Source organism: Streptomyces sp. NPDC042201, from assembly GCF_055582185.1.
The window spans coordinates 574515-598322 of sequence record NZ_JBVJDS010000003.1 but is presented as its reverse complement, the minus strand read 5'-3'; the positions used below and the strand labels follow the sequence as shown (position 1 = coordinate 598322).

Here is a 23808-nt window from a genome sequence, read left to right as displayed (position 1 = left end):
CCGGTCCGCAGGCATTCGACCTCAGTCGTGTTACGGGACGGCTACGCGCGGTTTTCCGGGAGGGTGCGGCGCTCACTCGGCCACCGGATCAGAAGGTGACGGCGATGCCGGTCTGCGGGCGCTTGCCGCGCCGGGCGATCCTCGCCGGCCAGTAGACCGCCCAGAGCTGCCAGGTGTATTTACGGGACAGCAGCTTGCGCACGGAGTCCGTCGCAGGCTCGTCGAGCAGCCGCGCGGTGCCCTCCAGGGTCGGCGCCCCCTCGGGGATCCGCCCGCGTATGTCGCAAGCCGCCACGAGGACGCGGCTGTTGTTGCGGAGCCGCTTGACCTTCCAGGTGTCGGTTTTGGTCCAGATGAACAGCTCGCCCCCCTCCACGACATGCCAGACGGGGGTGGCGACACCCGTACCGTCCTTGCGGAAGGTGGTGAAGCTGACATAGCGGCTGCGGCCGATTTCGTCCAAGGTCGTCACGGACGGGAGACTACGCGGTTCACGGGACGCGCGGCGTGGATCAGCAACTCCCGGCAGATGAATATCCCCCGGCCTCGGACGGGCACGAGCGCGCGGGTCCGCGGATCCTGACGCTGCTCTGACGCGACTGCGCCGCTCGGCCACCCGGACACGGCCCCGGGCCCTGTCCGGACCGGGGGAACCGGCCGGACAGGACCCGGAAGACGTACGTCGTCGCCTCTGCTACTTGCCGGCCGGACGCACCACCATCGCCGAGCCGCCGCCCCTGCGGACCTTCTCCGCCGCGGCCACCCAGCGGCCGTCAGGCAGCCGCTGCACACCGGTCGCCGCGCCGATCTCCGGGTTCTGGGTGAAGGTGTGCCCGAGCGCCTCCAGCTCCTGGCGCACCGGGCTGTTCCACAGGCCGGGTTCGAGCTCCGTCGCCGCCGTGTTGCGCTGGCTGGCGCGGGGCGCCGCGATGGCCTCGACCAGCGGCAGACCGCGGTCGAGCCGGCCCGTCAGCGTCTGCAGCACCGTCGTGATGATGGTCGAGCCGCCCGGCGAGCCGACCGCGAGCACCGGCCGGTCGTGCGAATCCAGCACGATCGTCGGGGAGATGGAGGAGCGCGGCCGCTTGCCGGGGCCCGGCAGGTTCGGGTCGTGGACCGCCGGGTTCGCCGGGGCGAAGGAGAAGTCCGTCAGCTCGTTGTTGAGCAGGAAGCCCCGTCCCGGCACGGTGATCGCGCTGCCGCCCGTGGACTCGATGGTCAGCGTGTAGGCGACCACATTGCCCCACTTGTCGGCCGCCGTGAGGTGCGTGGTGTTCTCGCCCTCGAACGTCGTCGGCGCGGTGGTGCCGCCGGTCGCGCACGGCGTGGGATCGCTCGGGTCACCCGGCGCGAGCGGGCTCTTGAGGACCGCGTCGTCCTTGATCAGGCAGCCGCGCGAGTCGGCGAAGCGCTGCGAGAGCAGGCCCTTCGTCGGTACGTCCTCGAAGGCCGGGTCACCGAGCCAGCGGCCCCGGTCGGCGAAGGCTATACGGCTCGCCTCGATGAAGCGGTGCAGATACTGCGCCTGGGTGGCCCGCGAAAGGTCGGTGCCCTCCAGGATGTTGAGGGCCTCGCCGACGCTGGTGCCGCCCGACGACGACGGCGCCATGCCGTACACATCGAGGCCGCGGTAGGAGACCTTCGTCGGCGCCTGGCGCTTCGTGCGGTACGCGGCCAGGTCCCCGGTGGTCAGATCGCCGGGCCGGACGACCCGGCTCGCGTCCGGGTCGACGGGCGGCTTGCGTACCGTACGGACGATGTCGCGGGCCAGCTCGCCCTGGTAGAGCGCGCGGGTTCCCTTGCGCCCCAACTCCTCGTACGTACGGGCCAGATCGGCGTTCTTGAAGACCGATCCGACGACCGGCAGCTCGCCGCCGGGCAGGAAGAGTTCGGCGCTGGCCGGGAAGTCCGCGAAGCGCGCCTGGTTGGACTGTGTCTGGGTGCGGAAGGTGTCGTCGACGGTGAAGCCCTGCTTCGCCAGCCGCTCGGCGGGCTTCAGCAGCCGGCCCAGGGACCGGCTGCCCCAGGCGTCCAGGGCGGTGTCCCAGGTCGCGGGGGTTCCCGGCGTACCGACGCTGAGGCCGCTGGTCACCGCGTCCGCGAACGGGAGCGGCTTGCCGTCCTCCAGGAAGAGCGAGCTGTCCGCCGACTTCGGCGCGGTCTCGCGGCCGTCGACGGTGTGCACCGTACGGGACTTGGCGTCGTAGTAGACGAAGTAGCCGCCACCGCCGATGCCCGCGGAGTACGGCTCGGTGACGCCGAGCGCGGCGGCGGTGGCCACAGCGGCGTCCACGGCGTTGCCACCGTCCTTGAGCACCTCGATCCCGGCGGCCGAGGCGTCCGCGTCGACGCTCGCGACCGCGCCTCCGTACCCCGTCGCCACCGGCGTCTTCACCGGCGCCTTCGCCGGGGGAGCCGCGTGCGACACCAGGGGCGGCGCGGCGGCTCCGACCGAGAGCATGGCCGCGGCAACGACCACGGCCGACACATTCCGAGCAGCGGGGCGACCCATCCGTACCTCCAGTGGAAAACAGTCCGCGCAGCGTAGCTTCACCGCACCTGCCCCGCCAGGATCGTCTCGAACACCGGTCCTTCCTCGCATTGTCCACGAAGTGGCCCGCGACGCGACCGGGGCGCCACCGCTACGATGCCCGCCCATGAATGACGACATACGCAACATCGTGCTCGGCGTGGTCGCCGCGGGTATCGGCGCCGCCCTGGGCTGGCTCGCCCGTACGTACCTCTGGCGGCGCAAGCTCCGCAGGAAGCAGGCGTTCTTCGGGCTGCCCGGCCACTCCGAATGTCTGCTGGTCGTCAATCGCGAGGCGGGCGGCGACGCGGTCCAGCGCTACGACGTCTTCGCCCTGCTGGAGCTGGCCGCCCTGATCAAGGACTGCGGCGCGCACGCCCAGATAGTCCAGCACGACACCGCGCGGCAGGGCTTCGGGGAGCGTACGGAGTTCTGCGTCGGCGGCCCGGCCGCCAACCGCCGGATGGCCGCCCATCTCCACTCGCTGCTGCCCGGCGTCGTGATCAATACGGACGCCGAGCCGGGGCCGGACCGCGGTGCCTTCCAGATCGGCTCCGAACGCTACCGGCTGGAACCGGGCGCCACCGAGTACGTCCTGCTGGCGCGGCTGACCGCCGGACAGGAGTCGAGACCGGTCTTCCTCTTCTGCGGGCAGCGGGCCATCACCAGCCAGGCGGCCTCGCGCTATCTGGCCCGCCACCACGAGAAGCTGGCCCGTAAGCACGGCGGCTCTTTCTGTCTGCTGCTGAAGGTGGTCAACTCGCAGGCGTACGGACCCGATGTGGTGGAGCTGGTCGCCGATGTGACCCGGGCGGCGATGGAGCCCGTCCCCGCCGCCCGCACGTCCCACCGGGCGAAGGACTGACCACGTCCCGCGCCGGCGACCCGCTCCCCGTCGAGCACAGCCCGACCGGCGCGCAGCTGACCTTCTCCCCGTCGGCGGCCGACCTTCGTATCCGTCGGTAACGCCGCACGAGAGGTGATCTCCGGCTGCCGCCGGGCGGACCATTGCCCCTGAGCTACTGCCCGCGCGGCAGCAGCGTCCCTGGATCGGCCGGGGCGACGCCCACGGCCTCTGTTCTCGGATTGCGCCGCTGACGCCTGGCCATCCAGTTGGCGAACCAGGAGAGCAGCATGCACATCCCGATGTAGATCGGCGAAATCACCATCACCACAGGGATGAACGGCAAATCGTAGTCGAGATTCGAGGCGATGAGCTTGCCCGCGTGGAGAAACTCCTCATACGTGATCAGATAGCCGAGTGAGGTGTCCTTCAGGGCGACCACCAACTGGCTGATGATCGTGGGCAGCATGGCGCGGACCGCCTGCGGCGCCAGTACGTACGTCATGACCTGCGTCTTGCGCATGCCCAGCGCGTACGCGGCCTCCCGCTGGCCGGGCTCCACCGAGTTGACCCCGGCACGGAACACCTCGGCGAGCACGGAGCCGTTGTAGAGCGTCAGTCCGGCCACCAGGGCGGGCAGCGCCTGCACCTTGAGCGCCACGAAGATGAAGAAGATCATCACCAGCACGGGCATGGCCCGGAAGAACTCCACCAGCACCGTGGCCGGCAGCCGGACCGCCCGGTGGTCCGAGAGCCTGCCCGCGGCGAGGACCGCGCCGAGCGCGAGCGAGAGCACCGCCGCGTACCCGAAGGCCCGCAGGGTGTTGCCGAGGCCGCGCAGCAGCAGCTCCTGGATGCCCTGGTACGTGAAGGGCGCCCACTTGGTGGCCGTGAACTGGTGGGTGTCGAAGAGCAGATGGAGCACCCAGCCGGCCAGCGCGACGATCACGGCCGTCGACACCACCCCGTAGAGGCGGTGCCGCCGGCGGGTCCTGGGCCCCGGCAGGTCGTACAGGGCGGTCGGTCGGCTCATCGGGCGACTCCCCAGCGCTTCTCCAGGACATGGAAGAGCGCGCTGATCGACAGCGTGATGATCAAGTAGCCGACGGCGATCCAGATGAAGATCCAGATGATGTCGAAGCCCATCTCGCTGAGGATCTTGTAGGTGCCGAGCAGCTCGGTGACGCTGAACGCCCCCGCGATGGCCGAGTTCTTGGCGAGGGCGATCAGGGTGGAGCCGATCGGGGGGATAACCGTGCGGAACGCCTGGGGCAGGACGACCGTGCCCAGGGTCTGGCCGAAGCTCATCCCGAGGCTGCGGGCCGCCTCTCCCTGGCCCGTGGGCACGGTGTTGATGCCCGAGCGCAGCACCTCGCAGATGAACGCGGAGGTGTAGCAGCCGAGCGCGAGGACCGCGAAGAGCTGGAAGGGGAGCACCAGCCCGAAGCGCGGCAGGCCGAGCACGACCGCGAAGAAGAGCAGTGTCAGCGGGGTGTTGCGGAGCACGGTGACCCATACGGTGCCCAGGGCCCGCAGGGAGCGGACGGGCGAGACCCGGAACGAGGCCATGACGAAGCCGAGGGCCAGCGCGAGCAGTGAGGCGTAGACCGTCAGCTCGACCGTGCCGAGGAAGCCCTGCCCGTAGACGGAGAAGTTCTGGGTGAGTACGTCCATGGCGCGGGCCTCAGCTCGCCGGGTAGCGGTCGATGGGCGGGGGCGGGGTGGCCTTGCGGCCGGAGAGGCCGAGCGTCGCGTCGTACGCCTTCTGCCAGTTGCCGTTCTTCTCGTTGGCCGCGATGGCGTCGTCGAGGGCGAACCGCAGGGCGTTGTCGCTCCGGTGGACTCCGATGCCGTACGGCTCCTTCGAGAAAGGCTTGCCGACCACCTTCAGTTCGTCGGGCACCTTGGCCGCGTACCCCTGGAGGATGGTGTCGTCGGTGGTGACGGCGGCGACCTGGAAGGTCAGCAGATTGTCCACGCAGACGGAGTACGTGTCGTAGCCGACGAGTTCGACGCGCGGGTAGTCGTGTTGCATCCGCTGGTACGAGGTGGAGCCGGCGGCCGAGCAGACGCGCTTGCCGTCGAGGTCCCCAGGCCCGTGGATGTCCTTCTCGGTGGCCCGTACGAGAAGGGACTGGCCGCCCAGGTAGTACGGGCCGGCGAAGCCGACGAGCTTCTTGCGGTTGTCGTTGATGGTGTAGGTGCCGACGTAGAAGTCGACCTGCCCGTTCTGCAGGGCGGTTTCGCGGTTGGCCGAGGCGATCGTGCGGAAGCGGATGGTCTTCGGGTCGAAGCCGAGGAACGCCGACATCATCCTGGCGATCTCGATGTCGAAGCCGGAGTAGACGCCCGTGGCGGGGTCCTTCTCCCCCATGTACGGCTGGTCCTCCTTGGCGCCGACGACCAGATACCCGCGCCGCTCGGCCCTGGCCCAGGTGACCGAGCCGGGCAGCCGGAAGCTCTTGTCCACCTGGTAGTGGGGCAGCGCGTCGGGCCGCGGGCCCTTCACGGGCGGGCTGCCCGGCTTTCCGCAGCCGACGGCGAGCAGGACGAGGACCAGCGCCGTAAGGGTTCTGCCGCGGTACGGCACGCGGCCGGCGGAGGTTGCACGCTTCATGGACCGCACCCCCCTCAGTGCTTGAGGATCTTGGAGAGGAAGTCCTTGGCCCGGTCGCTCTCCGGTGCGGTGAAGAAGTCCTCCGGGGTGCGGTCCTCGACGATGCGGCCGTCGGCCATGAAGACCACCCGGTTCGCGGCGGAGCGCGCGAAGCCCATCTCGTGTGTGACGACGACCATGGTCATGCCCTCGCGGGCGAGCTGCCGCATGACTTCCAGGACCTCGTTGATCATCTCCGGGTCGAGCGCCGAGGTCGGCTCGTCGAAGAGAAGGGCTTTCGGGTCCATGGCGAGCGCGCGGGCGATGGCGACGCGCTGCTGCTGGCCGCCGGAGAGCTGGGCGGGGAACTTGTCGGCCTGCGAGGCGAGTCCCACGCGGTCGAGCAGTTCCCGGGAGCGCCGGTCGGCGTCGTCCCGCTTGCGCTTACGGACCTTGATCTGCGCGAGGGAGACATTGTCCAGCACGGTCCGGTGCGCGAAGAGATTGAACGACTGGAAGACCATGCCCACTTCGGCCCGGAGCTGGGCGAGTCCGCGGCCTTCTTCCGGGAGGGGCTTCCCCTCGATGGTGATACGGCCCGACTCGATCGTCTCCAGCCGGTTCATGGCCCGGCAGAGCGTCGACTTGCCCGAGCCTGACGGGCCGATGACCACGACCACTTCCCCGCGGGCGACCGTGAGATCGATGTCCTGAAGGACATGCAGCTGCCCGTAGTACTTATTGACGTCCCGCAGCTCGATCAACGGATCGACGGCCATATGGTGCCCCACCCACTCTCGGCTGTGTCGAGGTCAGCGCAAACTATCCAGCCGGACAAGGGACTTCGCGCTCGACACGACGTATGAGGCATAAGCCGTATTTACTGCGAGGGGTGTTCGGGGCCGCGGCGCCGGACGGCGGCGCGGGGCGACGTCGGGCCTCCCCCGTCAGGCCGTGGCCGCCTCGGCCGCCTCCGCCGTCAGGCCTCGGCCGCCTCCGCGTACACCTGGGACAGTTCGGGCGCTCCGGTGGCCGCCCAGTCGAGACCGGCCTCGACCACCTGGATCTCCCGTCCGGAGACGAGGCGCACCACGGGATGCCCGCCCGGCCAGATGTGCCAGGCCGCGCCCGGCACCGTACGGACGATGACGGTGCCCAGATACAGGCCCGCGTCATTGCCCAGCCAGGGCAGCTCCTCCGGATCGTCGCGCCAGCGCGGCGGCAGCTGGTCGAGCGCCTCCAACGAGGCCGGGGAGTCGTCCAGTTGGAGACCGTCCTGCCCTGCCCGGACACGCAGCAGCTCGCATTCGGAGAGCAGCTCGGCCACGCCCTCCGGCTCGCCGCCGACGGCGTCGGCGAGCGATGTCCCCTGATCGCCGCCGTTCCGCTTGCGCCAGTTGTCCAAGAAAGGGATGTTCATACCACTCAGCCTCCCACTCCCCCTGCCGGGGCACCATAGGGCGCGCGGGGGACACCCGCTGGCCGAGAACCGGAGGCCGCGGCTCAGAGCCGTCTCAGATGTCGAGATCGACCACGACCGGGGCGTGGTCGGAAGCGCCCTTGCCCTTGCGCTCCTCGCGGTCGACATAGCTGTCCTTGACCGCGCCGGCGAAGGCGGCGTTGCCGTAGACCAGGTCGATGCGCATGCCCTTGTTCTTGGGGAAGCCCAGCTCGCGGTAGTCCCAGTAGGTGTACGGGCGGTCGTACTTGAGCGGGCGGGGCAGCAGATCGGAGAGTCCCTCCGCGCGCAGCGCGGCGAGCGCGGCGCGCTCCGCCGGGGTGACGTGCGTGGCCCCCTCGAAGAGCGACACGTCCCAGACGTCCTCGTCGGCCGGGGCGACATTGAAGTCCCCGAGGACGGCGAAGGGACGCGGGCCCGCCGCGTCCTCGGCGACCGCGTCGCGCAGCGCCTCCAGCCAGCGCAGCTTGTACGCGTAGTGGTCATGGCCGACCTCCCGGCCGTTGGGCACATAGACCGACCAGAGGCGGACCGGGCCGCAGGTCGCGGAGATCGCCCGCGGCTCCCGCACGCCCTCGTACTCCGGGCCGCCGGGAAGGCCCTTGACGACGTCCTCCAGGCCGGCCCGGGAGACCAGAGCCACTCCGTTCCACCTGCCGGTGGCGTGGACCGCGGACTCGTAGCCCAGCTCACGCAGCTGGTCGGCCGGGAACTGCTCCTCGCTGCACTTGGTCTCCTGGACGCACAGCACGTCCGTGCCGCTGCTCTCCAGCCAGGCCAGCAGACGGGGCAGCCGAGCGGTGATCGAATTGACGTTCCAGGTCGCGATGCGCATGCGGAACAGCCTATCGGCGGGGTCTGACAGTCACCGGCCGGCGGCGTGCGGCGGGCCGGTCTCGGCTCGGGCCTGAGCACACCCCGGGCCTGTCACGGCTCGGGCCTGATCGCACCCGCGCCTGTCACACCTCGGTGGACTCGCCCGGGGCGAGCCTGCCGTGGTCGGCGCCGCCCAGGGGGCCGATCTGGGCGTCGTAGAAGGGGCGGGCCAGATCCGCGAGCAGCGCGTCGTGGATGTCGAAGGCGCGCCGCGGCTTGACCTCGCGTACGTAGTCGATCACCTCGGAGATCTTGTTCCACGGCGCCTGCACCGGCAGCATCAGCGTCTCGACCGGATGGTCCGGGACCGTCAGCGCGTCACCCGGGTGGAAGAGCGAGCCGTCCACGAGATAGCCGACATTGGTGATCCGCGGGATCTCCGGGTGGATCACGGCATGCAGCTCGCCGTGCACCTGGACGTCGAAACCGGCCGCGGAGAAGGTGTCGCCGTGACCGACCGTGTGGACCCGGCCGGGGAAGGCCGCGGAGACCTGCTCGGCGACGCTGCGCAGGGTCCACAGCTCGGCCGCCGGATTGGCCTCCAGACCGGCCCGCAGCCGGCCCTCGTCGAAGTGGTCCTTGTGCTCGTGCGTGACGAGGATGGCGTCCGCGCCGACCGCGGCGTCCTCCTCACTGAAGGTGCCCGGGTCGATGACGAGCGTGCGCCCGTCCTTCTCCAGCCGGACGCAGGCGTGTGTCTTCTTGGTGAGCTTCACCGCGGACCACCCTTCTCGAGCGCTGTACTCCTGTGCGTTGCCTTCCCCACCATGGTGCTACGTCTCGGGCGTCGTCTCCTCTTGGATCACGGCCCGGGCCACCCGGAACGCCGAGTTCGCCGCCGGGACGCCGCAGTAGACGGCCGTCTGGATCAGCACTTCCTTGATCTCCGCGGGGGTGAGGCCGTTGCGCAGCGCGGCCCGGGTGTGGAAGGCCAGCTCCTCCAGATGCCCGCCCGCGACCAGCGCGGTCAGCGTCACCGCGCTGCGGGTGCGGCGGTCCAGGCCCTCCCTGGTCCACACCTCGCCCCAGGCGTAGCGGGTGATCAGCTCCTGGAAGTCGCCGTCGAAGTCACCGGCGTCCATGGCGCGGTCGACATGGGCGTTCCCGAGCACCTGACGGCGTACCCGCATCCCCGCTTCGTACGGATCGGGCCGCCCGGCGGACACGGCCTCCGGCTGCTCGGCGGCGGGGGCGATCTCGGCGACCGGGCCGACCGTCGCGGACAGCGAGGGCGACGTCATCCGGTCGGGCAGCACGGTCAGACCGGTGGAGGTGTCGGACGGGTTGTACCAGGCGGTGGAGAAGTGATGGGCGAGCAGATCCGTGACGGCGGCGGGCTGCTCGACGGGCGCCAGATGAGAGGCGCCGGGGACAAGCGCGAGCCGGGCGTCCGGGATCCCCGCCACCAGGGTGCGCGCCTCGGCCGGCCCGGTGACCTGGTCCTCGGCGCCGACCAGGACCAGGGTCGGCACGGCGATCCGGCCCAGCTCCGCCCGGATGTCGAAGGCGGCGAGCGCCTCGCAGGCGGCGATGTAGCAGCCGGGATCGGTGGTACGGACCATCTGGACGGCCCATTCGACGATGGCCGGCTGGGCGGCGGCGAAGCCGGGGGTGAACCAGCGTTCGGGCGCCGTACGGGCCATCGGATCCAGGCCGTTGGCGCGGACGATCACCCCGCGCTGGCGGAACTCGTCGGCCGTGCCGAACCGGGGCGAGGCGGCCACCAGGGCGAGCGAGGCGATCCGGTCGGGGCGGCGCAGCGCCAGCTCCGCGCCGATGGCACCGGCGATGGAGCAGCCCACGTAGCCGAAGCGCTGCACCCCGAGTCCGTCGAGCGTCGCCAGCAGGCGTTCCACCAGCTCGGGAACGCTGGTGGCCGGGTGCGCGGGGGCGCCGCCGTGGCCGGGCAGGTCGAAGCGGAACACCCGCCACTGGCGGGCCAGCTCGGGTACCTGCCGATCCCACATGTGCCAGGTGGTGCCGAGGGAAGGACCCAGGATCAGGACGGGAGCGTCCTCGGGACCGTCCATGCGGTATTGCAGGGTCTTAGTCATCGTCTCACTCACCCGCTCACGCTCCCATATCTCACAATTTCTCACGGGAGAGGGGTCGGGAATCGCACAAGCACCGTTGGCGTTCCTCCGGAAAGGGGGGTCAGGAAGCGGGGTCCGGCCAGGGGATGTCGGTCTCGACCGGCGCCGTGTAGTCGACGTCGGGCACGGCGAAGCCGTACAGGCGCAGGACTTCGGCGCGGAACCAGTCGAGGTCGGCGAGCGCGGAGATGGTGCCGGTGGTCGCCGCGTTCCACCGATCGGTGATGGCGGCCTGGACGCCGGGATCGAGCTCCCAGGTGTCCAGGCGTACGCGGCCTTCGTCGTCCAGGTCGAGCGGGCGGACTCCGGTGAGCTGGTCCCACAGCTCGGTGAGCTGGCCGACGGGCGACACCATCGCGTCGCCGACGACTCCGCGCAGCAGTCCGACATACAGGGCGATGCCGGGGATGGCGGTCGAGGACTGGGTGACGGCGGCGCCGTTGACGGAGGTCACCGCCCGGCCGCCGACGAGCTTGCCCAGCCGCTCGTCCAGCGTGCGCGCCGTTTCTTCGAGGTGGGCCTTCGCGACGCCGATGGTGCCCTGGCGGTAGATCGCGCCGGTCAGCGAGGAACCGATGTAGGAGAGCGCGGCCGTCTTGAACCCGTCCGCGAGCAGCTCGCGGGCGGCGAGGTGGTCGATCCAGCGCTCCCAGTCGGTGCCGCCCATCACGGCGACCGTCTGGGCGGTGTCGTCGCCCTCGGCCGCCGGGGATTCCACCTCCCGTACCTCAGGCACGTTGTCGTCGAAGACGAGCGTCTTCGTCCGGTGCGCCGCGCCGATGGGCTTGAGCACCGAGGCGTAGGTGACGCCTGTGTCGGGGTCGGTACGGCGGGGCGCGGCCAGCGAGTAGATGAGGTAGTCGAGCTGTCCGCCGAAGCGCTGCTGAAGAAGGCCGGCGACCTGATCCTTCATGGCGTCGGAGAACGCGTCGCCGTTGAGGAAGACCATGTCGCGGCCGTGGCGCCGGGCGAGGTCCGCGGTGGCGGCCGTGCGATACCAGCCGGCCGTACCGGTGCGCCGTCCCGGTGCCTTCTCGAAGCACACACCGATACCCCGGATACCGGCCCGCGCCAGACCGGCGATGGTCGCGGCCAGCCCGTACCCGGCGGACGATCCGAGCACGAGCGCCACCGGAGCACGATCCGGTGCGGCCGTCGGGGAGGCGGGGACGGCCTGCCACATGTCCTCCACCACCCGCTCGCAGCCCGCCGGGTGGGAATCGATGGACAGGAAACCGCGGTTGCGGGGGATGATGACGCGTTCGCTCATGTGCCTGTGTCCTCGGAGGTCGTAGACGGGGATGGGGCGGCGACGAGGGAGCGCACCGCATCCTGCAAGTCTGCAACCGTGCGGATACGGGCGGTCACCTCGTCCGGGACAGTAATGCCCAACCACTCTTGGAGGGTTTCCACCACTTCGATCACCGCGAGACTGTCCACGCCGAGATCCCGTTCGCGTACAGCCGCCCACCGCCCGCACGCCTCGCGCGACCGGCCGGTGATCCGCGCCACGACCTCCGCCGGCACGGCCGTGGTCTGTGCGTGCAACCGCTCCGCTCAGGCCAACGGCAGATCCACGAGCATCACGGCGTACACCGGGGAGTCCGGGGACGGCTGGTCCTTCCCGACCCTCCTGTACCCCCAGGACTCGTACAGGGCTTCCACCTTCGGGTGCGTCACGTCCACCAGGAGCACCGCGAGTTCTTCGTTCCTGGCGTCCATCAGCGCTCGGTGAAGGCGCTCGGCCGCGCCCGTCTTCCGCCACCGCTCACGCACCATCAGCTCGGAGAAGTGGAACGTGCGGCCCTTCTCCGGCGCCGGGTCCAGGTGCTCGCGCCACCACTCCCGGCCCTCCGCGCCAGGGGCGCCGTACGCGAAGCCCACCACGTCGGCGCCGTCGTAAGCGATCACGCAGGAGAAGCCGGGGTTGCCTCCCCAGTGATCCACGAACCAGGGGAACTTCTGCCGGAAGTCGTCGTCCGCCATCCGGTCGGCGTGCACATCCGCGTGCACGCCGATCAACGTCTGTCGGATCTCCGACAGGTCGTCGTGGCTGTAATGGCGCAGCTCCAAGGCGGAGGTCATCGGGCCCGGCTCCATTCTGATCGGTAACGGTCCTCCCACCCTCGCGCAGTGCCGGAGTCCGGCGCGAGGGTGGTGAGTTGACGGCCAGCAGTTCAGCAGGACCGTAGAACGCCACCCAGGACGGTCGGGACACGTCCGTGGACGCCTTCGCCAGAGCGTCTTCCGCGTGCCCCAGTGACCGCAGGGTGCCCGCCGGCTGAACGGCACGAAGCCGCAGCGCGCCCGACCCCCTTCGGGGCCGGTCATCCGGTTGTTACCGCAGAACCACGCTAGCTGGGTACCGTCGGGAGGGAGCACCCAAGGAGGGCCAATGTCTGACGAACACGGGCTCGGGGACCGGCTGCGCGAGATCCGCGAGCGGCGCGGCCTCTCGCAGCGCGAACTGGCGCGAGCCTCGAAGGTCAGCCGCTCACTGATCGCGAAACTGGAACAGGGCGTGGTCGCCGACACCCGCATGGAGACCGCCCGGAAGCTGGCCACCGCCCTTCGGGTGCCCACCACCGCGCTGGTGGCGCGTACGCCGGCCGAGCCCCACCCCGCGCCCGAGCCGTGGCAAGCCCTTCAGCGCGCCGTGGAGCGCCCCGCCGAGCAGCCCGACGAGGAACCGACGACCCTAGGTGTCCTGGACGGCCTGGAGGCCGTCAGGGAGGCCCACTTCGGCAAGCGTATGCGTGAGGCTGTGGACCTCCTGGTACCGCTCCTGCGGGATGCTGAAGCCCTCGGGGACGCCCCGGCCGCACGGGCGGCCCGTGCCCAGCTTCTCCAGATCGCGGGATCGACCCTGACGGGCGCCCGCCAGTTCGCCGCCGCCGAGACCGTGCTACGCCGCGCCCTTGACGAAGCGCCGGACCGTCTCCGGGCCGCGAGTGTCGTCACCACCTGGTCGTGGCTGCTGGTGAGGCAGGGACGGTTCGACGCCGCTCGCGACCTGGCGGTGAAGTGGGCGGACGACGCCGAACCCCGTATGTCCCGGGCGACTGCCGAAGAGATCGCCGCTTGGGGGTGGCTGCTGATTCAGGGACATGCGGCAGCTCTCCGGGACAACCGGGGCGGGGAGGCCGCCGACATGCTGCGCCTTGCCCGGTCGGCGGCGGTCGCCACGGGGCCGCTCCGGCACGGGGACGTGCGGATCGCCACCTGGGGGCCTGCCACGGTCGCATACAAGGCCGCCGAACAGGGGGTCGTGATGGACCGGCCGGATGAGGTGCTGGAGATCGCCCCGCGGCTGAAGGGCGGTACGGGGTCCGAGTACCACCGTCACAGGCTCGATGTGGCGAAGGCGTACACGATGACGCGTCAGCACGGCCGCGCGCTCGAAGTGCTGGGGGAGGTCGCGGCCGAGGCCCCCGAATGGATCGCCGAACAGCCCTACGCCCGTGACACGCTCGCCGACACGATCGCGCGGCGGCGCACGCTCACCGACCAGACACGTCAACTTGCCGATCTCGTGCGTCTACCGCTCTGACCACGGAACTGGGCTTTTGATACTTCGGGCTGATAGCTCGTCAGACTGCCATTGAAGTTGCCGAGGCGGTGTCGTCACGGTTGAGGGCATGACCCCCTTCGCATGCCTTGCCGTCTGTCCGTGCCGACCACGCGGAGCCCCGAACCGGGGACGCGGGCCGGGGGAGCGTGTCCGGTGACCTTGGCCACCTTCCCGCGCCCGATCGGGTCTCCCGGCTACAGCGAGACCCTGCCGCGCGAGCCGAAGAGCGCCGCCACCGCACGCCGCCTGGTGCGCGTCGCGCTCGCCGTCTGGGGTCTGGGCGCCGACGAGGAGAGTGGGCGCGGCCTCGCGATCGTGGCGGAGCTGGCGGAGGACTGGGGCACCGACGTGCTCCCCTGGGGGAAGCAGGTGTGGGCGGACCGGCTCGGGGCTCTGGTGCGGGCTCAGTCCCGGTGGTTCACGATGTTGATGACGTTGCCGTCCGGTGCCCGGACGAGGAAACGGCGCACGCCCCAGGCTTCCGTCGTCAGCGGGCGCACGATCTCGAGCCCCAGTTCCTGCGCCTCCGCGTAGGCGGAGTCGACGTCGTCCGTGAGCACGGAGACGACCGAGTCCTCGGATGCGGTGGCGTCGCGCGTGACGAGCTGGATGTTCGCCCCGGTTTCGGGGGAGGTGTAGCGGGCCACCCACCCCATGTTGAACTCCTCGGTGCTCAGCCCGAGGTAGTCGGTGTAGAAGCTTCTCGCCGCGTCGACGTCAGCCACCCGGAGGTTGGCCATGATGTGTTTGGCGTGCATGTGGTCCCCTGTTTCACCGTCCGGATCGACGAGCGCCCGCCTCGCGGAAGCCGGCCTCGCGGGGGGCCGCCACGCGCGCGTCGAAGTCGGGCGGTGTCGTCGTCGGCCCTGCTGCCGCGGCCCATTCGGGCAGATTACGTGACCCGGCCGTCCGTGCGGCCCTGCGAATCGCGGCCGCGCGCCGACCGTGGACCGGCCGAGCGCCCTCGCATCCTTCGCCCGCGAACAACTCGGCGTGCCGAAAGAACAGTTGCGCACCCTCGCCCGCTGGAGGTGGCGCGACCGGACGCCCTGCAAGTTAGGCTAGGCTTAGCTAAGTTTATTCAGCGCGTGGGGTGCGTGCGCGCCGTCCGGGGAGGGATAGTCATGGGCTTGCCCGTCATCGCGTCGTATCCGTTACCCGACCGCTCCGCACTCCCCGCGTCGTGTGCCCCGTGGGCCATCGACCCCAGCAGGGCAGCGCTTCTCGTCCACGACATGCAGAACCACGGCATGCCGGTGGTCTTCAGTGCCGAGCCGGCCGCCCAGCTGCCCGGTCAGCGCGGCCTCATGGGGGACGTCTGGGGTTCCGGAATCGGCGACGAGCCCGATGCCGCGGCCATCATCGCCCCGCTGGCTCCACGCCCGGGCGGACATCTGCCGGCGAACGTGCGCCACAAGGCCATGGCGCTGCGGTGGGCGGCCAGGAGCGGTGTGGTCTGCACGACGGACGCGCTGCTGCGCGACCTGCTGTTCCACAAGTCAACGCGGAACGCGTGAAAACCCGCTTCCGCTTCCCCCCATGCACCAGCTCCTCCAGACAAGAAGAGACGGAACGAAGATGACCGTACGGGTCGCGGTGGCCGGGGCCAGTGGCTACGCCGGCGGTGAACTGCTGCGTCTCCTGGCCGCCCATCCCGGCGTGCAGATCGGCGCCGTTACGGCCCACAGCAACGCGGGTCGCCGCGTCGGAGACACGCATCCGCATCTGTCCGCGTTCGCCGGCCATACGCTGGAGCCGACCTCGGCCGAAGTCCTGCGCGGGCACGACGTCGTGTTTCTGGCCCTCCCCCACGGCGAATCGGCGCCGCTCGCCGGCGCCCTCGGGGACGCCCTGATCGTGGACTGCGCCGCGGACTTCCGGCTGCGGGACGCCGCCGAGTGGAAGCGCTTCTACGGATCGGAGCACGCGGGCACATGGCCGTACGGCCTCCCCGAACTGCCCGGCGCGCGAGCGGAGTTGTCGGGGGCGCACCGGATCGCCGTACCCGGTTGCTATCCGACCGCGGTCACGTTGGCGTTGTTCCCCGCCTACGGCGCCCGCCTGGTGGAGCCGGAGGCCGTGATCGTCGCTGCCAGCGGCACGTCAGGGGCCGGGCGGGCGCTCAGGCAGCAGCTGCTCGGCGCCGAGGTGATGGGCTCCATGAGCCCGTACGGAGTAGGGGGCGGCCACCGGCACACGCCCGAGCTGACGCAGAACCTCTCCCGGGTGGCGGGCGAGCGCGTGACGGTCTCCTTCACGCCGACCCTGGCTCCCATGCCCCGGGGCATCCTCGCCACCTGCTCGGCCCGCCTCCGCCAGGACGCGGCCACAGCCGGGGAGGACGAGGTGCGCGCGGCCTACGAAGCCGCCTACGCCGACGAGCCGTTCGTACGGCTGCTGCCGCCCGGCCAGTGGCCTTCGACCGCCGCCGTGGTCGGGTCCAACACGGCCCTGGTGCAGGTCGCCGTGGACCCGGACTGCGGCCGGCTGATCTGCGTGAGCGCCATCGACAACCTGACGAAGGGCACCGCGGGTGGCGCGGTGCAGAGCATGAATGTCGCCCTCGGCCTGCCGGAACGGCTGGGCCTGCCCACGAATGGAGTGGCTCCGTGAGTGTGACCGCTGCCCATGGATTCCTTGCCGGCGGTGTGGCCGCCGGCCTCAAGGAATCCGGTGATCGCGACCTGGCTCTTGTGGTGAACCGAGGGCCGTCGCAGGCCGCCGCCGGCGTCTTCACCTCCAACCGCGTACAGGCCGCGCCCGTACGCTGGTCCCGACGCGCCCTGGCCGACGGCCGCATAGCGGCTGTGGTCCTCAACTCCGGTGGCGCCAACGCCTGTACGGGGCGGGCGGGCGCCGCTGACGCGCTGCTGATGGCCGAGCGGACGGCGCAGGCCCTGGATGTGGACCCGTACGACGTCGCGGTGTGCTCCACCGGCCTCATCGGCGTCCACCTGCCGATGGACAGGGTCACGGTGGGCATCGACACCGCCGCGGACCAGCTGTCGGCCGAGGGCGGGGAGGACGCGGCCGTCGCCATCAAGACGACGGACTCGGTGCACAAGACCGCCGTGGTCTCCTCGGGATCCCCCCGGACGGAGGCGGGGGGAGGCTGGACGGTGGGCGGGATGGCGAAGGGCGCGGGCATGCTCGCCCCCGGTCTCGCCACCATGCTGGCCGTCCTCACCACGGACGCCGATATCAGCGCGTCCGCACTCGAATCGACGCTCCGTGAGGCCGTGCGCACCACCTTCGACCGGGTGGACTCCGACGGCTGCATGTCCACCAACGACACGGTGCTGCTGCTCGCGTCCGGCGCCTCGGGAGTCGCCCCCGATCCCGCGGACTTCGCCGAGGCCCTGCACGCGGTGTGCCTGGATCTGGCACAGCAACTGGTGGCGGACGCCGAGGGCGCGACCAAGGAGATCGAGGTGGCGGTCGTCGGCGCCGCCTCGGAGGAGGACGCCGTCGAGGTGGGCCGGTCCGTGGCACGGAACAACCTCCTCAAGTGCGCGCTGAACGGGGAGGACCCGAACTGGGGCCGGGTGCTGTCCGCGATCGGCACCACGTCGGCCGTCTTCGATCCCGACCAGCTGGACGTGGCGATCAACGATGTCTGGGTGTGCCGGGACGGCGCGGCGGGCGAGTCCAGGGACAAGGCCGACCTGTCCGGCCGCCGGATCACGGTCACGGTGGATCTGCGCGCCGGCGACAGCTCGGCGTCGATCTGGACCAATGACCTCAGCGCTGCGTACGTCCACGAGAACAGCGCGTACAGCTCATGAACGGGCAGGGGCAGGGGACGAGGCGGATGAGATCACTCCCCCTCGGCCGGTACGGCACGACCGCCGGCCTGGTCACCGCGGATCCGCCGTGGCTCAAGGACCTCCAAGGGCGCATCGTGGTCATCAAATTCGGCGGTAACGCCATGGTGGACACCGCGCTCCAGCGGACGTTCGCGCAAGACGTCGTGGAGCTGCGGCAGGCGGGTCTGCGGCCCGTCGTCGTGCATGGGGGCGGGCCCCAGATCAGCGCGATGCTCGACCGCCTCGGCCTGGAGGTCCGTTTCGAGGCGGGGCTGCGCGTGACCACACCCGAGACCATGGACGTGGCCCGTATGGTGCTGACCGGCCAGGTCCAGCGGGATCTGGTCGGCGCCCTCAACGCCCACGGCCCCTACGCCGTGGGCATGTCGGGCGAGGACGCGCACACCATGACAGCCGTACGACGCCCGGCACGGGTGAACGGGCGGACGGTGGACATCGGACTCGTCGGAGAGGTCGTGACCGTGGACACCGGCGCCCTGCGCACACTGCTCGACGCGGGCCGTATCCCCGTCGTCTCACCCATCGCCCGGGGTGCGGACGGGGAGGTCTACAACGTCAACGCCGATCTCGCGGCGTCGGCGCTCGCCGCCGCGCTCGGCGCGGAGCGACTGGTGGTGCTGACCGACGTCGAGGGGCTGTACGCGGACTGGCCGCACAGCACCGAGGTGATCGGCCGGCTCACGGCCGGTGAACTGGACGCGCTGCTCCCGGGGCTCGCGAGCGGCATGCTCCCGAAGATGGAGGGCTGCCTGCGGGCGGTACGCGCGGGTGTCCGCAAAGCCCATGTACTGGACGGCCGGGTGCCGCACGCCCTGCTGCACGGCGTCTTCGCCGAGGCCGAGGAGGGCCCGGGCACGACGGTCGTCCCGGACGAGGAGGCCGAGGCCAAGGAGGACCGCACATGAGCGCCGACGACAGCGCCGAACCACTCGCGCGCCGCTGGAGCGCGGTCATGATGGACACGTACGGCACTCCCCCGCTGGCGCTGGTCCGGGGTGCGGGCAGCACGGTGTGGGACGAATCGGGCCGCGCGTACACGGACTTCACCGGCGGGATCGCGGTGAACACACTCGGACACGCGCATCCGGCCGTGGTCGCCGCGGTCACCGCCCAGGTCTCCCGGCTGGGGCATGTGTCGAACCTGTTCGCCTCCGAGCCGGCTGTCGCCCTCGCCGAGCGGCTGCTGGCCCTGCTCGGGCGGGCCGGCCGGGTGTTCTTCGTCAACTCGGGTACGGAGGCGGTCGAAGCGGCCTTCAAAATCGCCCGCCGGACCGGTCGCACCCACATGGTCGCCGCCGAAGGGGGTTTCCACGGACGGACCATGGGCGCTCTGGCGCTGACCGGCCGGCCCGCCAAACGCGACCCGTTCCTGCCCCTGCCCGGTGATGTCACCCACGTGCCGTTCGGAGATGCCGAGGCGCTGCGTGGCGCCGTCACCGAGGACACCGCCGCCGTCGTCCTGGAGTCGGTCCAGGGTGAGGCGGGGGTGGTGCCGGCGCCGGAGGGGTACCTTCGGGCGGCGCGGGAGATCACGCGCGCCACGGGGACGCTGTTGGTCCTGGACGAGGTGCAGACGGGCATCGGCCGTACCGGGCACTGGTTCGCCCATCAGGCGGTCCCCGGCCTGGCTCCCGACGTGGTGACCCTCGCAAAGGGCCTCGGCGGCGGGCTGCCGATCGGCGCCACCGTGGCGTTCGGGAGGGCGGCGGACCTGCTGGGCCCCGGGGACCACGGTTCCACCTTCGGTGGTAACCCCGTGGCGTGCGCGGCCGGGCTCGCCGTACTGGCGACCATCGAGGCGGAGAACCTGCTCCCGGCTGTCGTACGCAAGGGCGAGGAGCTGCGCCGTGGCATCGAGGAGCTCACGCACCCTCTCGTGTGGGAGGTGCGGGGCTCCGGGCTGCTGCTGGGGGTCGCGCTCACCGAGCCGGTGGCGGCGCGCGTGCAGCGGGCGGCTCTGGATCGCGGGTTCCTGGTGATGGCCACGGGCACGTCGACCGTACGGCTGGCTCCTCCTCTGACGGTCACGGAGGAGGAGATAGCCGCGCTGGTGAAGGATCTGCCCGGCATCCTGGGCGCCTGACCCAGGCACATTGTCACGACGGGGAGGGCCCGAGCCATCCGGCTCGGGCCCTCCCCGTCGTGGTGCCGGCCGGGCGCCGGGCCACGGTCACAGGACGCGGGCGAGGACCTTGGCACCGCGCCGCGGATCCAGCGACCGCGCCCAGGTCTCCGGGGCAAGGTGAGGGGAGACCGGGGTGAAGCCGTGGTGGAGGAAGAGGCGGCCGCTTCCGGTGGTCGCGGTGAACAACGTGTCAACTGCCCGCGATCTCCCCTCGGTAAGGGCGGCGGTCAGGAGCTGTGCGCCCAGCCCGCTGCCCTGTCTGCCGTGCGAGACGCAGAAGTTGTACAGCACGCCGGTCACCCGCCCGTCGTGCGTCGGCTCGGGGTGGACACGAAGCGCCAGGCAGCCGTCCAGCGTTCCGTCCGGCGCCTCGGCCACCAGGAAGTCGGTGGCGTGCCACGCGTAGACCTGGAACGGCCGGGCACGCAGCGCGCCCGAGCTGACGAACGGCGCGGAAAGAGCGGCAAGCGCCGCGGCGTCCCGGGGGCGGGCGGGACGCACCGGGCGGACCGCGGCGGAAGGTTGACACCTGGGGTGGAGCGCGTCGGACAACTGCCTTGCGGGGCGCGGCCTGGCCGTGATCAAGACGTACCTTCCTCGGTTCTACCGTGCAAGACGCCCTCTTGGTACGCCGTGTCACCTCGATGAGACACCATCAAGGTTAGGTTAGCCTTACCTAAGAGTGTCGCCAAGTCGGGGTGATCCGCGAAGATCCGCCGGACAGGGCCTAGGAACTTTCGGCCAGCACGGCGTCGGTGGCCGAGTCCGGGACGCCGGCCGCGCCGGCCTCCGGCTCGTACCGCCTGGGGGCGGCCGGGACCATCAGCGGGGTGCCGGTCTCGGGGTCGCCGATGATCCGGCAGGGCAGGCCGAACACGTCCTCGACGAGCTCGGCGGTCATGACGGTCGCCGGGTCTCCCTGGGCGGCGATGACTCCGCCGGGCCGCATCACGATGAGGTGAGTGGCGTAGCGGCACGCCTGGTTGAGGTCGTGCAGGACCGCGACGACGGTGTGGCCCTTGCGGGCGTGGAGTTCGGCGCACAGGTCGAGCACCTCGACCTGGTGGGCGATGTCGAGGTAGGTGGTCGGTTCATCCAGCAGAAGGATGGAGGTCTGCTGCGCCAGCACCATGGACAGCCAGACGCGCTGCCGCTGGCCGCCGGAGAGGTCGTCCACGGGGCGGTCGGCCAGGTCGAGTACGTCGGTCTGCCGCATCGCTTCGACGACAGCGGCCTCGTCCTCGGCGGACCACTGCTTCAGCAGCCGCTGGTGCGGGTAGCGGCCGCGGGCCACGAGGTCGCCGGCCGTGATGCCGCCCGGCGCGCTGGAGGACTGCGGGAGCAGGCCGAGGCGGCGGGCGACCTCACGGGAGCGGTACGAGGCGATGGCGGCGCCGTCGAGGTAGACCTGCCCGGCCTTGGGCTTGAGCATCCGGGCCAGCGCCGTGAGCAGCGTCGACTTGCCGCAGGCGTTCGGCCCGATGATCACCGTGAAGGAGTGGTCGGGGATGTCGACGCTCAGGGACGTGGCCACGGTCCGCTGGTCGTAGGACAGCGTGAGGTCCTCGGCACGCAGCCGGGGCTGCGGGGAGTTCGTTCCGGTCATGCGCGGCTCTTTCGTGATTCGGTGATCAGCAGCCAGATGAGGTACAGCCCGCCGATGGCGCCGGTCGCCGTGCCCACCGGAAGAAGCGCGGGTGCGAAGACCCGCTGCACGACGAGGTCGCTCAGGGCGAGCAGAAAGGCGCCCATGAGGGCGGACGGCAGCAGCGCGGGGCCGGACGACCGGGTGAGCCTGCGGCACACCTGGGGCGCGGCCAGGGCGATGAACCAGATGGGGCCGGTGACGGCGGTGGCGAACGCGGCGAGGGCGACGCTGATCACAAGGAGGACCGTGCGGGTGCGCCGCACGTCGACGCCGAGCGCCATGGCGGTGGTGTCGCCCATCTCCACCATGGTGAGGCGGCGGGAGAGGAGGAAGGCCGGCGGCAGCAGGACGGCGAGGGCGATACCGATGGCGTTCGCGTGCGTCCACAGTCGGTTCCCCAGGCTGCCGATCAGCCACGCCTGGGCCTCCAGGGCCTCCTGGAAGGTCGCCCGGGTGACCAGGTACGAGTTGACGGCGAGCAGCAGGGCGCTGACGCCGATGCCGATGACGACCAGCCGGAAACCCTGCAACCCGCGGCCGACCATGAGGAGGTTGACGGCGAGGGCCGTGACGAGACCACCGACCAGCGCGCCGAACGCGATCTGGGTCATGCTGCCGTGCAGCACGATGATGACGACGAGCGCGCCCACGGCGGAGCCGTTGGTGAAGCCGATGATGTCGGGGCTGCCGAGGGAGTTGCGGGTGAGGCTCTGCAGGATCGCCCCGCTCACCGCGAGGGCCGCGCCGACGAACACCGCGCTCAGGATGCGCGGCATGCGCAGGGTGTTGACGACGAAGTCGGCGGCGTCGGATCCGTTACCGGTCAGGGCCCGGAGGACCTCCCCGACGGAGAGAGGAAAGTCGCCGGTGGTCAGGGTGACCCCCATGACGACGATCAGCGCGACGAGCAGCAGGGCGGTCACGGCGAACACCCGGCCCTGCACGCGCAGCGAGACACCGCCCGCTCCGGTGCGGACGACCCGGCCGCTGATGACGCGGGGGGCGGGGGTGTCGGCGGATCCGGGCCCGGAGGTTTTCGCCTCGTCCACGGCACTCACAGCATGACCAGCTTTCGACGGCGGCACAGCGCGATGAACAAGGGCGCGCCGATGAACGCGGTGACGATGCCGACCTGTACCTCACCCGGAGCGCCGAGCACACGCCCCAGCACGTCCGAGCCGACGAGCAGGACCGGTGCGAGCAGCATCGAGTACGCGAGCACCCAGCGCTGGTCGGTTCCGGAGAGGAACCGAGCGACGTGCGGAACGGCCAGGCCCACGAAGCTGATCGGCCCGACGGCGGCGGTGGCGGCGCCGCACAGCAGCATCACGGCGACCGCCGACAGCACGCGGGTGCGGCCGACGTTCACGCCCAGGGCGCGCCCCATCTGGTCGCCCATCGCCAGGGCGTTGAGGGACGGGGCAAGGAGGAAAGCGACGATCGTACCGACGGCGACGAACGGCAGGACGAGGAAGACGATGTCGTAGTACCGGCCCGCGAGAGAGCCCACGGTCCAGAAGCGGAACTGGTCGAACGCCTCCGGATCGAAGAGCAGCACGCCCCAGTTGAAGGCGTACAGCACGGCGGTCACGGCCGCTCCCGCGACGACGAGCCGGTCGGGAGTGGCCAGTTTGCGCCCGGAGGAGCCCAGGAGATGGACAACCACCGACGCCGCGGCCGCCCCGGCGAGGGCGAACCACACATAGCCGAGAGGAGCGGCCACCCCCATGAACGCGATGGCCACGACGACGCCCGTGGAGGCGCCCAGGTTCACCCCGAGCAGTCCGGGGTCGGCGAGCGGATTGCGTGTCAGGGCCTGCATCAGGGCGCCGGACAGCCCGAGGGCCACTCCGACGAGGAGGCCGAGGACGGTACGGGGGATCCGGTAGTCGTGGATGATGACGGAGGCTTCCGACGCGTCAGGACGCCACAGGAGGTCCCATGTCGAGGCGAACGGAATCCCTCTGGTGCCCACCCAGACGCTGATCAGTGAGACGAGGACGAGCGCGCCGAGCGTCACGAGAAGCCCGAGACCGCGCAGGGCCGCCGACGACGGCCGTGCCGTGGGCACGACGGGACCGGCGGTCTCGCTTCCGGACACCGCCCGGGCTTCGACAGACAAGGACCACTCCCCTGGCGGCGCTTCCGAGTGCCCCGCGAGTCGCGCGAAGCGTTGAACAAGGGTGTGCCGCAAGCGACATGACGTACGAACGATGAAACTTAGGTGAGCCTAACCGTA

At 70.9% G+C, this 23808-nt stretch carries 25 protein-coding genes; 7 read left to right on the top strand and 18 right to left on the bottom strand.

Features of this window, described 5'->3' with window-relative positions:
* Positions 1 to 88 precede the first annotated feature (88 nt).
* Entirely contained in the window at positions 89 to 472 is a 384-nt protein-coding gene (locus ACZ6MZ_RS10055) for a PPOX class F420-dependent oxidoreductase (RefSeq protein ID WP_469350939.1), read from the bottom strand.
* Between the two features lie 222 nt (positions 473 to 694).
* Positions 695 to 2512: a gamma-glutamyltransferase gene (ggt, locus tag ACZ6MZ_RS10050; RefSeq protein ID WP_384181242.1), complete on the bottom strand. Its 1818-nt coding sequence runs from the start codon at positions 2510 to 2512 to the stop codon at positions 695 to 697.
* 145 nt (positions 2513 to 2657) lie between these two features.
* Here ggt and ACZ6MZ_RS10045 point away from each other — a divergent pair, with 145 nt between their 5' ends.
* Positions 2658 to 3395 (top strand): hypothetical protein, encoded by a 738-nt coding sequence (locus ACZ6MZ_RS10045; protein WP_469350937.1) that lies wholly within the window; start codon positions 2658 to 2660, stop codon positions 3393 to 3395.
* Positions 3396 to 3549: 154 nt separating this feature from the next.
* Here the strand turns inward: ACZ6MZ_RS10045 and ACZ6MZ_RS10040 are convergent, their stop codons facing one another.
* The 11 genes from ACZ6MZ_RS10040 to ACZ6MZ_RS09990 all read right to left on the bottom strand — a co-directional run bounded on the left by ACZ6MZ_RS10040 (position 3550) and on the right by ACZ6MZ_RS09990 (position 12483).
* Positions 3550 to 4407 (bottom strand): amino acid ABC transporter permease, encoded by an 858-nt coding sequence (locus tag ACZ6MZ_RS10040; RefSeq protein ID WP_469350936.1) that lies wholly within the window; start codon positions 4405 to 4407, stop codon positions 3550 to 3552.
* Positions 4404 to 5048 (bottom strand): amino acid ABC transporter permease, encoded by a 645-nt coding sequence (locus ACZ6MZ_RS10035; protein ID WP_384181235.1) that lies wholly within the window; start codon positions 5046 to 5048, stop codon positions 4404 to 4406. Before ACZ6MZ_RS10035 ends, ACZ6MZ_RS10040 begins: the two co-directional genes overlap by 4 nt.
* A gap of 10 nt (positions 5049 to 5058) precedes the next feature.
* A complete protein-coding gene (locus tag ACZ6MZ_RS10030; protein WP_389788632.1) occupies positions 5059 to 5991 on the bottom strand; it encodes a glutamate ABC transporter substrate-binding protein in 933 nt (310 codons plus the stop codon).
* Between the two features lie 14 nt (positions 5992 to 6005).
* Positions 6006 to 6749, bottom strand: coding sequence for an amino acid ABC transporter ATP-binding protein (locus ACZ6MZ_RS10025; protein ID WP_389788633.1), 744 nt, complete (start codon positions 6747 to 6749; stop codon positions 6006 to 6008).
* 200 nt (positions 6750 to 6949) lie between these two features.
* Positions 6950 to 7390 carry a DUF6278 family protein gene (locus tag ACZ6MZ_RS10020; protein ID WP_384181230.1) on the bottom strand — a complete coding sequence of 147 codons (441 nt, stop codon included), beginning with the start codon at positions 7388 to 7390 and terminating at the stop codon, positions 6950 to 6952.
* A gap of 94 nt (positions 7391 to 7484) precedes the next feature.
* Complete coding sequence (locus ACZ6MZ_RS10015) at positions 7485 to 8264, bottom strand: exodeoxyribonuclease III (RefSeq protein WP_384335330.1); 780 nt, start codon at positions 8262 to 8264, stop codon at positions 7485 to 7487.
* 124 nt (positions 8265 to 8388) lie between these two features.
* Positions 8389 to 9021, bottom strand: a complete 633-nt coding sequence (locus tag ACZ6MZ_RS10010; RefSeq protein WP_389788636.1) for an MBL fold metallo-hydrolase — start codon at positions 9019 to 9021, stop codon at positions 8389 to 8391.
* A gap of 57 nt (positions 9022 to 9078) precedes the next feature.
* Positions 9079 to 10371: a bifunctional 3-oxoadipate enol-lactonase/4-carboxymuconolactone decarboxylase PcaDC gene (gene pcaDC, locus ACZ6MZ_RS10005; protein ID WP_384181224.1), complete on the bottom strand. Its 1293-nt coding sequence runs from the start codon at positions 10369 to 10371 to the stop codon at positions 9079 to 9081.
* Between the two features lie 88 nt (positions 10372 to 10459).
* A complete protein-coding gene (gene fabV / locus ACZ6MZ_RS10000; protein ID WP_469350933.1) occupies positions 10460 to 11668 on the bottom strand; it encodes an enoyl-[acyl-carrier-protein] reductase FabV in 1209 nt (402 codons plus the stop codon).
* A complete protein-coding gene (locus ACZ6MZ_RS09995; RefSeq protein ID WP_469350931.1) occupies positions 11665 to 11910 on the bottom strand; it encodes an acyl carrier protein in 246 nt (81 codons plus the stop codon). Before ACZ6MZ_RS09995 ends, fabV begins: the two co-directional genes overlap by 4 nt.
* Before the next feature lie 45 nt (positions 11911 to 11955).
* Positions 11956 to 12483 (bottom strand): GNAT family N-acetyltransferase, encoded by a 528-nt coding sequence (locus tag ACZ6MZ_RS09990; protein ID WP_469350929.1) that lies wholly within the window; start codon positions 12481 to 12483, stop codon positions 11956 to 11958.
* 310 nt (positions 12484 to 12793) lie between these two features.
* On the opposite strand from ACZ6MZ_RS09990, the gene ACZ6MZ_RS09985 reads away from it, so the two are divergent.
* Positions 12794 to 13948, top strand: coding sequence for a helix-turn-helix domain-containing protein (locus ACZ6MZ_RS09985; RefSeq protein ID WP_469350927.1), 1155 nt, complete (start codon positions 12794 to 12796; stop codon positions 13946 to 13948).
* Between the two features lie 425 nt (positions 13949 to 14373).
* Here the strand turns inward: ACZ6MZ_RS09985 and ACZ6MZ_RS09980 are convergent, their stop codons facing one another.
* Positions 14374 to 14727 (bottom strand): VOC family protein, encoded by a 354-nt coding sequence (locus ACZ6MZ_RS09980; RefSeq protein WP_469350926.1) that lies wholly within the window; start codon positions 14725 to 14727, stop codon positions 14374 to 14376.
* A gap of 366 nt (positions 14728 to 15093) precedes the next feature.
* On the opposite strand from ACZ6MZ_RS09980, the gene ACZ6MZ_RS09975 reads away from it, so the two are divergent.
* The 5 genes from ACZ6MZ_RS09975 (at position 15094) to ACZ6MZ_RS09955 (ending at position 19879) form a co-directional block, all read left to right on the top strand.
* Positions 15094 to 15486 (top strand): cysteine hydrolase family protein, encoded by a 393-nt coding sequence (locus ACZ6MZ_RS09975; protein ID WP_469350925.1) that lies wholly within the window; start codon positions 15094 to 15096, stop codon positions 15484 to 15486.
* 61 nt (positions 15487 to 15547) lie between these two features.
* Positions 15548 to 16582 (top strand): N-acetyl-gamma-glutamyl-phosphate reductase, encoded by a 1035-nt coding sequence (argC, locus tag ACZ6MZ_RS09970; protein WP_469351127.1) that lies wholly within the window; start codon positions 15548 to 15550, stop codon positions 16580 to 16582.
* A complete protein-coding gene (gene argJ / locus ACZ6MZ_RS09965; protein WP_469350924.1) occupies positions 16579 to 17754 on the top strand; it encodes a bifunctional glutamate N-acetyltransferase/amino-acid acetyltransferase ArgJ in 1176 nt (391 codons plus the stop codon). The genes argC and argJ overlap by 4 nt, the downstream gene beginning before the upstream one ends.
* Before the next feature lie 26 nt (positions 17755 to 17780).
* Positions 17781 to 18701 carry an acetylglutamate kinase gene (argB, locus tag ACZ6MZ_RS09960; protein ID WP_469350922.1) on the top strand — a complete coding sequence of 307 codons (921 nt, stop codon included), beginning with the start codon at positions 17781 to 17783 and terminating at the stop codon, positions 18699 to 18701.
* On the top strand, positions 18698 to 19879 hold the full coding sequence (locus tag ACZ6MZ_RS09955) for an acetylornithine transaminase (RefSeq protein WP_469350921.1): 1182 nt from the start codon (positions 18698 to 18700) through the stop codon (positions 19877 to 19879). The genes argB and ACZ6MZ_RS09955 overlap by 4 nt, the downstream gene beginning before the upstream one ends.
* A gap of 87 nt (positions 19880 to 19966) precedes the next feature.
* Here ACZ6MZ_RS09955 and ACZ6MZ_RS09950 read toward each other — a convergent pair whose 3' ends face one another.
* The 4 genes from ACZ6MZ_RS09950 to ACZ6MZ_RS09935 form a co-directional block, all read right to left on the bottom strand.
* A complete protein-coding gene (locus tag ACZ6MZ_RS09950; protein ID WP_469350919.1) occupies positions 19967 to 20422 on the bottom strand; it encodes a GNAT family N-acetyltransferase in 456 nt (151 codons plus the stop codon).
* Positions 20423 to 20648: 226 nt separating this feature from the next.
* Positions 20649 to 21527: an ABC transporter ATP-binding protein gene (locus tag ACZ6MZ_RS09945; protein ID WP_469350918.1), complete on the bottom strand. Its 879-nt coding sequence runs from the start codon at positions 21525 to 21527 to the stop codon at positions 20649 to 20651.
* Positions 21524 to 22627, bottom strand: a complete 1104-nt coding sequence (locus ACZ6MZ_RS09940) for a FecCD family ABC transporter permease (RefSeq protein WP_469350917.1) — start codon at positions 22625 to 22627, stop codon at positions 21524 to 21526. Before ACZ6MZ_RS09940 ends, ACZ6MZ_RS09945 begins: the two co-directional genes overlap by 4 nt.
* Positions 22624 to 23691 carry a FecCD family ABC transporter permease gene (locus ACZ6MZ_RS09935; protein WP_469350915.1) on the bottom strand — a complete coding sequence of 356 codons (1068 nt, stop codon included), beginning with the start codon at positions 23689 to 23691 and terminating at the stop codon, positions 22624 to 22626. Before ACZ6MZ_RS09935 ends, ACZ6MZ_RS09940 begins: the two co-directional genes overlap by 4 nt.
* Positions 23692 to 23808 lie beyond the last annotated feature (117 nt).

Coding starts and splice junctions, on each gene's coding strand:
- ACZ6MZ_RS10045 (WP_469350937.1), top strand. CDS start 2,658: ATGAATGACGACATACGCAACATCGTGCTCGGCGTGGTCGCCGCGGGT.
- fabV (WP_469350933.1), bottom strand. CDS start 11,668: ATGAGCGAACGCGTCATCATCCCCCGCAACCGCGGTTTCCTGTCCATC.
- ACZ6MZ_RS09985 (WP_469350927.1), top strand. CDS start 12,794: ATGTCTGACGAACACGGGCTCGGGGACCGGCTGCGCGAGATCCGCGAG.
- ACZ6MZ_RS10035 (WP_384181235.1), bottom strand. CDS start 5,048: ATGGACGTACTCACCCAGAACTTCTCCGTCTACGGGCAGGGCTTCCTC.
- ACZ6MZ_RS09955 (WP_469350921.1), top strand. CDS start 18,698: ATGAGCGCCGACGACAGCGCCGAACCACTCGCGCGCCGCTGGAGCGCG.
- ACZ6MZ_RS10020 (WP_384181230.1), bottom strand. CDS start 7,390: ATGAACATCCCTTTCTTGGACAACTGGCGCAAGCGGAACGGCGGCGAT.
- ACZ6MZ_RS10030 (WP_389788632.1), bottom strand. CDS start 5,991: ATGAAGCGTGCAACCTCCGCCGGCCGCGTGCCGTACCGCGGCAGAACC.
- ggt (WP_384181242.1), bottom strand. CDS start 2,512: ATGGGTCGCCCCGCTGCTCGGAATGTGTCGGCCGTGGTCGTTGCCGCG.
- ACZ6MZ_RS09945 (WP_469350918.1), bottom strand. CDS start 21,527: ATGACCGGAACGAACTCCCCGCAGCCCCGGCTGCGTGCCGAGGACCTC.
- ACZ6MZ_RS10040 (WP_469350936.1), bottom strand. CDS start 4,407: ATGAGCCGACCGACCGCCCTGTACGACCTGCCGGGGCCCAGGACCCGC.
- argC (WP_469351127.1), top strand. CDS start 15,548: ATGACCGTACGGGTCGCGGTGGCCGGGGCCAGTGGCTACGCCGGCGGT.
- ACZ6MZ_RS09980 (WP_469350926.1), bottom strand. CDS start 14,727: ATGCACGCCAAACACATCATGGCCAACCTCCGGGTGGCTGACGTCGAC.
- ACZ6MZ_RS10015 (WP_384335330.1), bottom strand. CDS start 8,264: ATGCGCATCGCGACCTGGAACGTCAATTCGATCACCGCTCGGCTGCCC.
- ACZ6MZ_RS09990 (WP_469350929.1), bottom strand. CDS start 12,483: ATGACCTCCGCCTTGGAGCTGCGCCATTACAGCCACGACGACCTGTCG.
- ACZ6MZ_RS09975 (WP_469350925.1), top strand. CDS start 15,094: ATGGGCTTGCCCGTCATCGCGTCGTATCCGTTACCCGACCGCTCCGCA.
- argB (WP_469350922.1), top strand. CDS start 17,781: ATGAGATCACTCCCCCTCGGCCGGTACGGCACGACCGCCGGCCTGGTC.
- ACZ6MZ_RS10025 (WP_389788633.1), bottom strand. CDS start 6,749: ATGGCCGTCGATCCGTTGATCGAGCTGCGGGACGTCAATAAGTACTAC.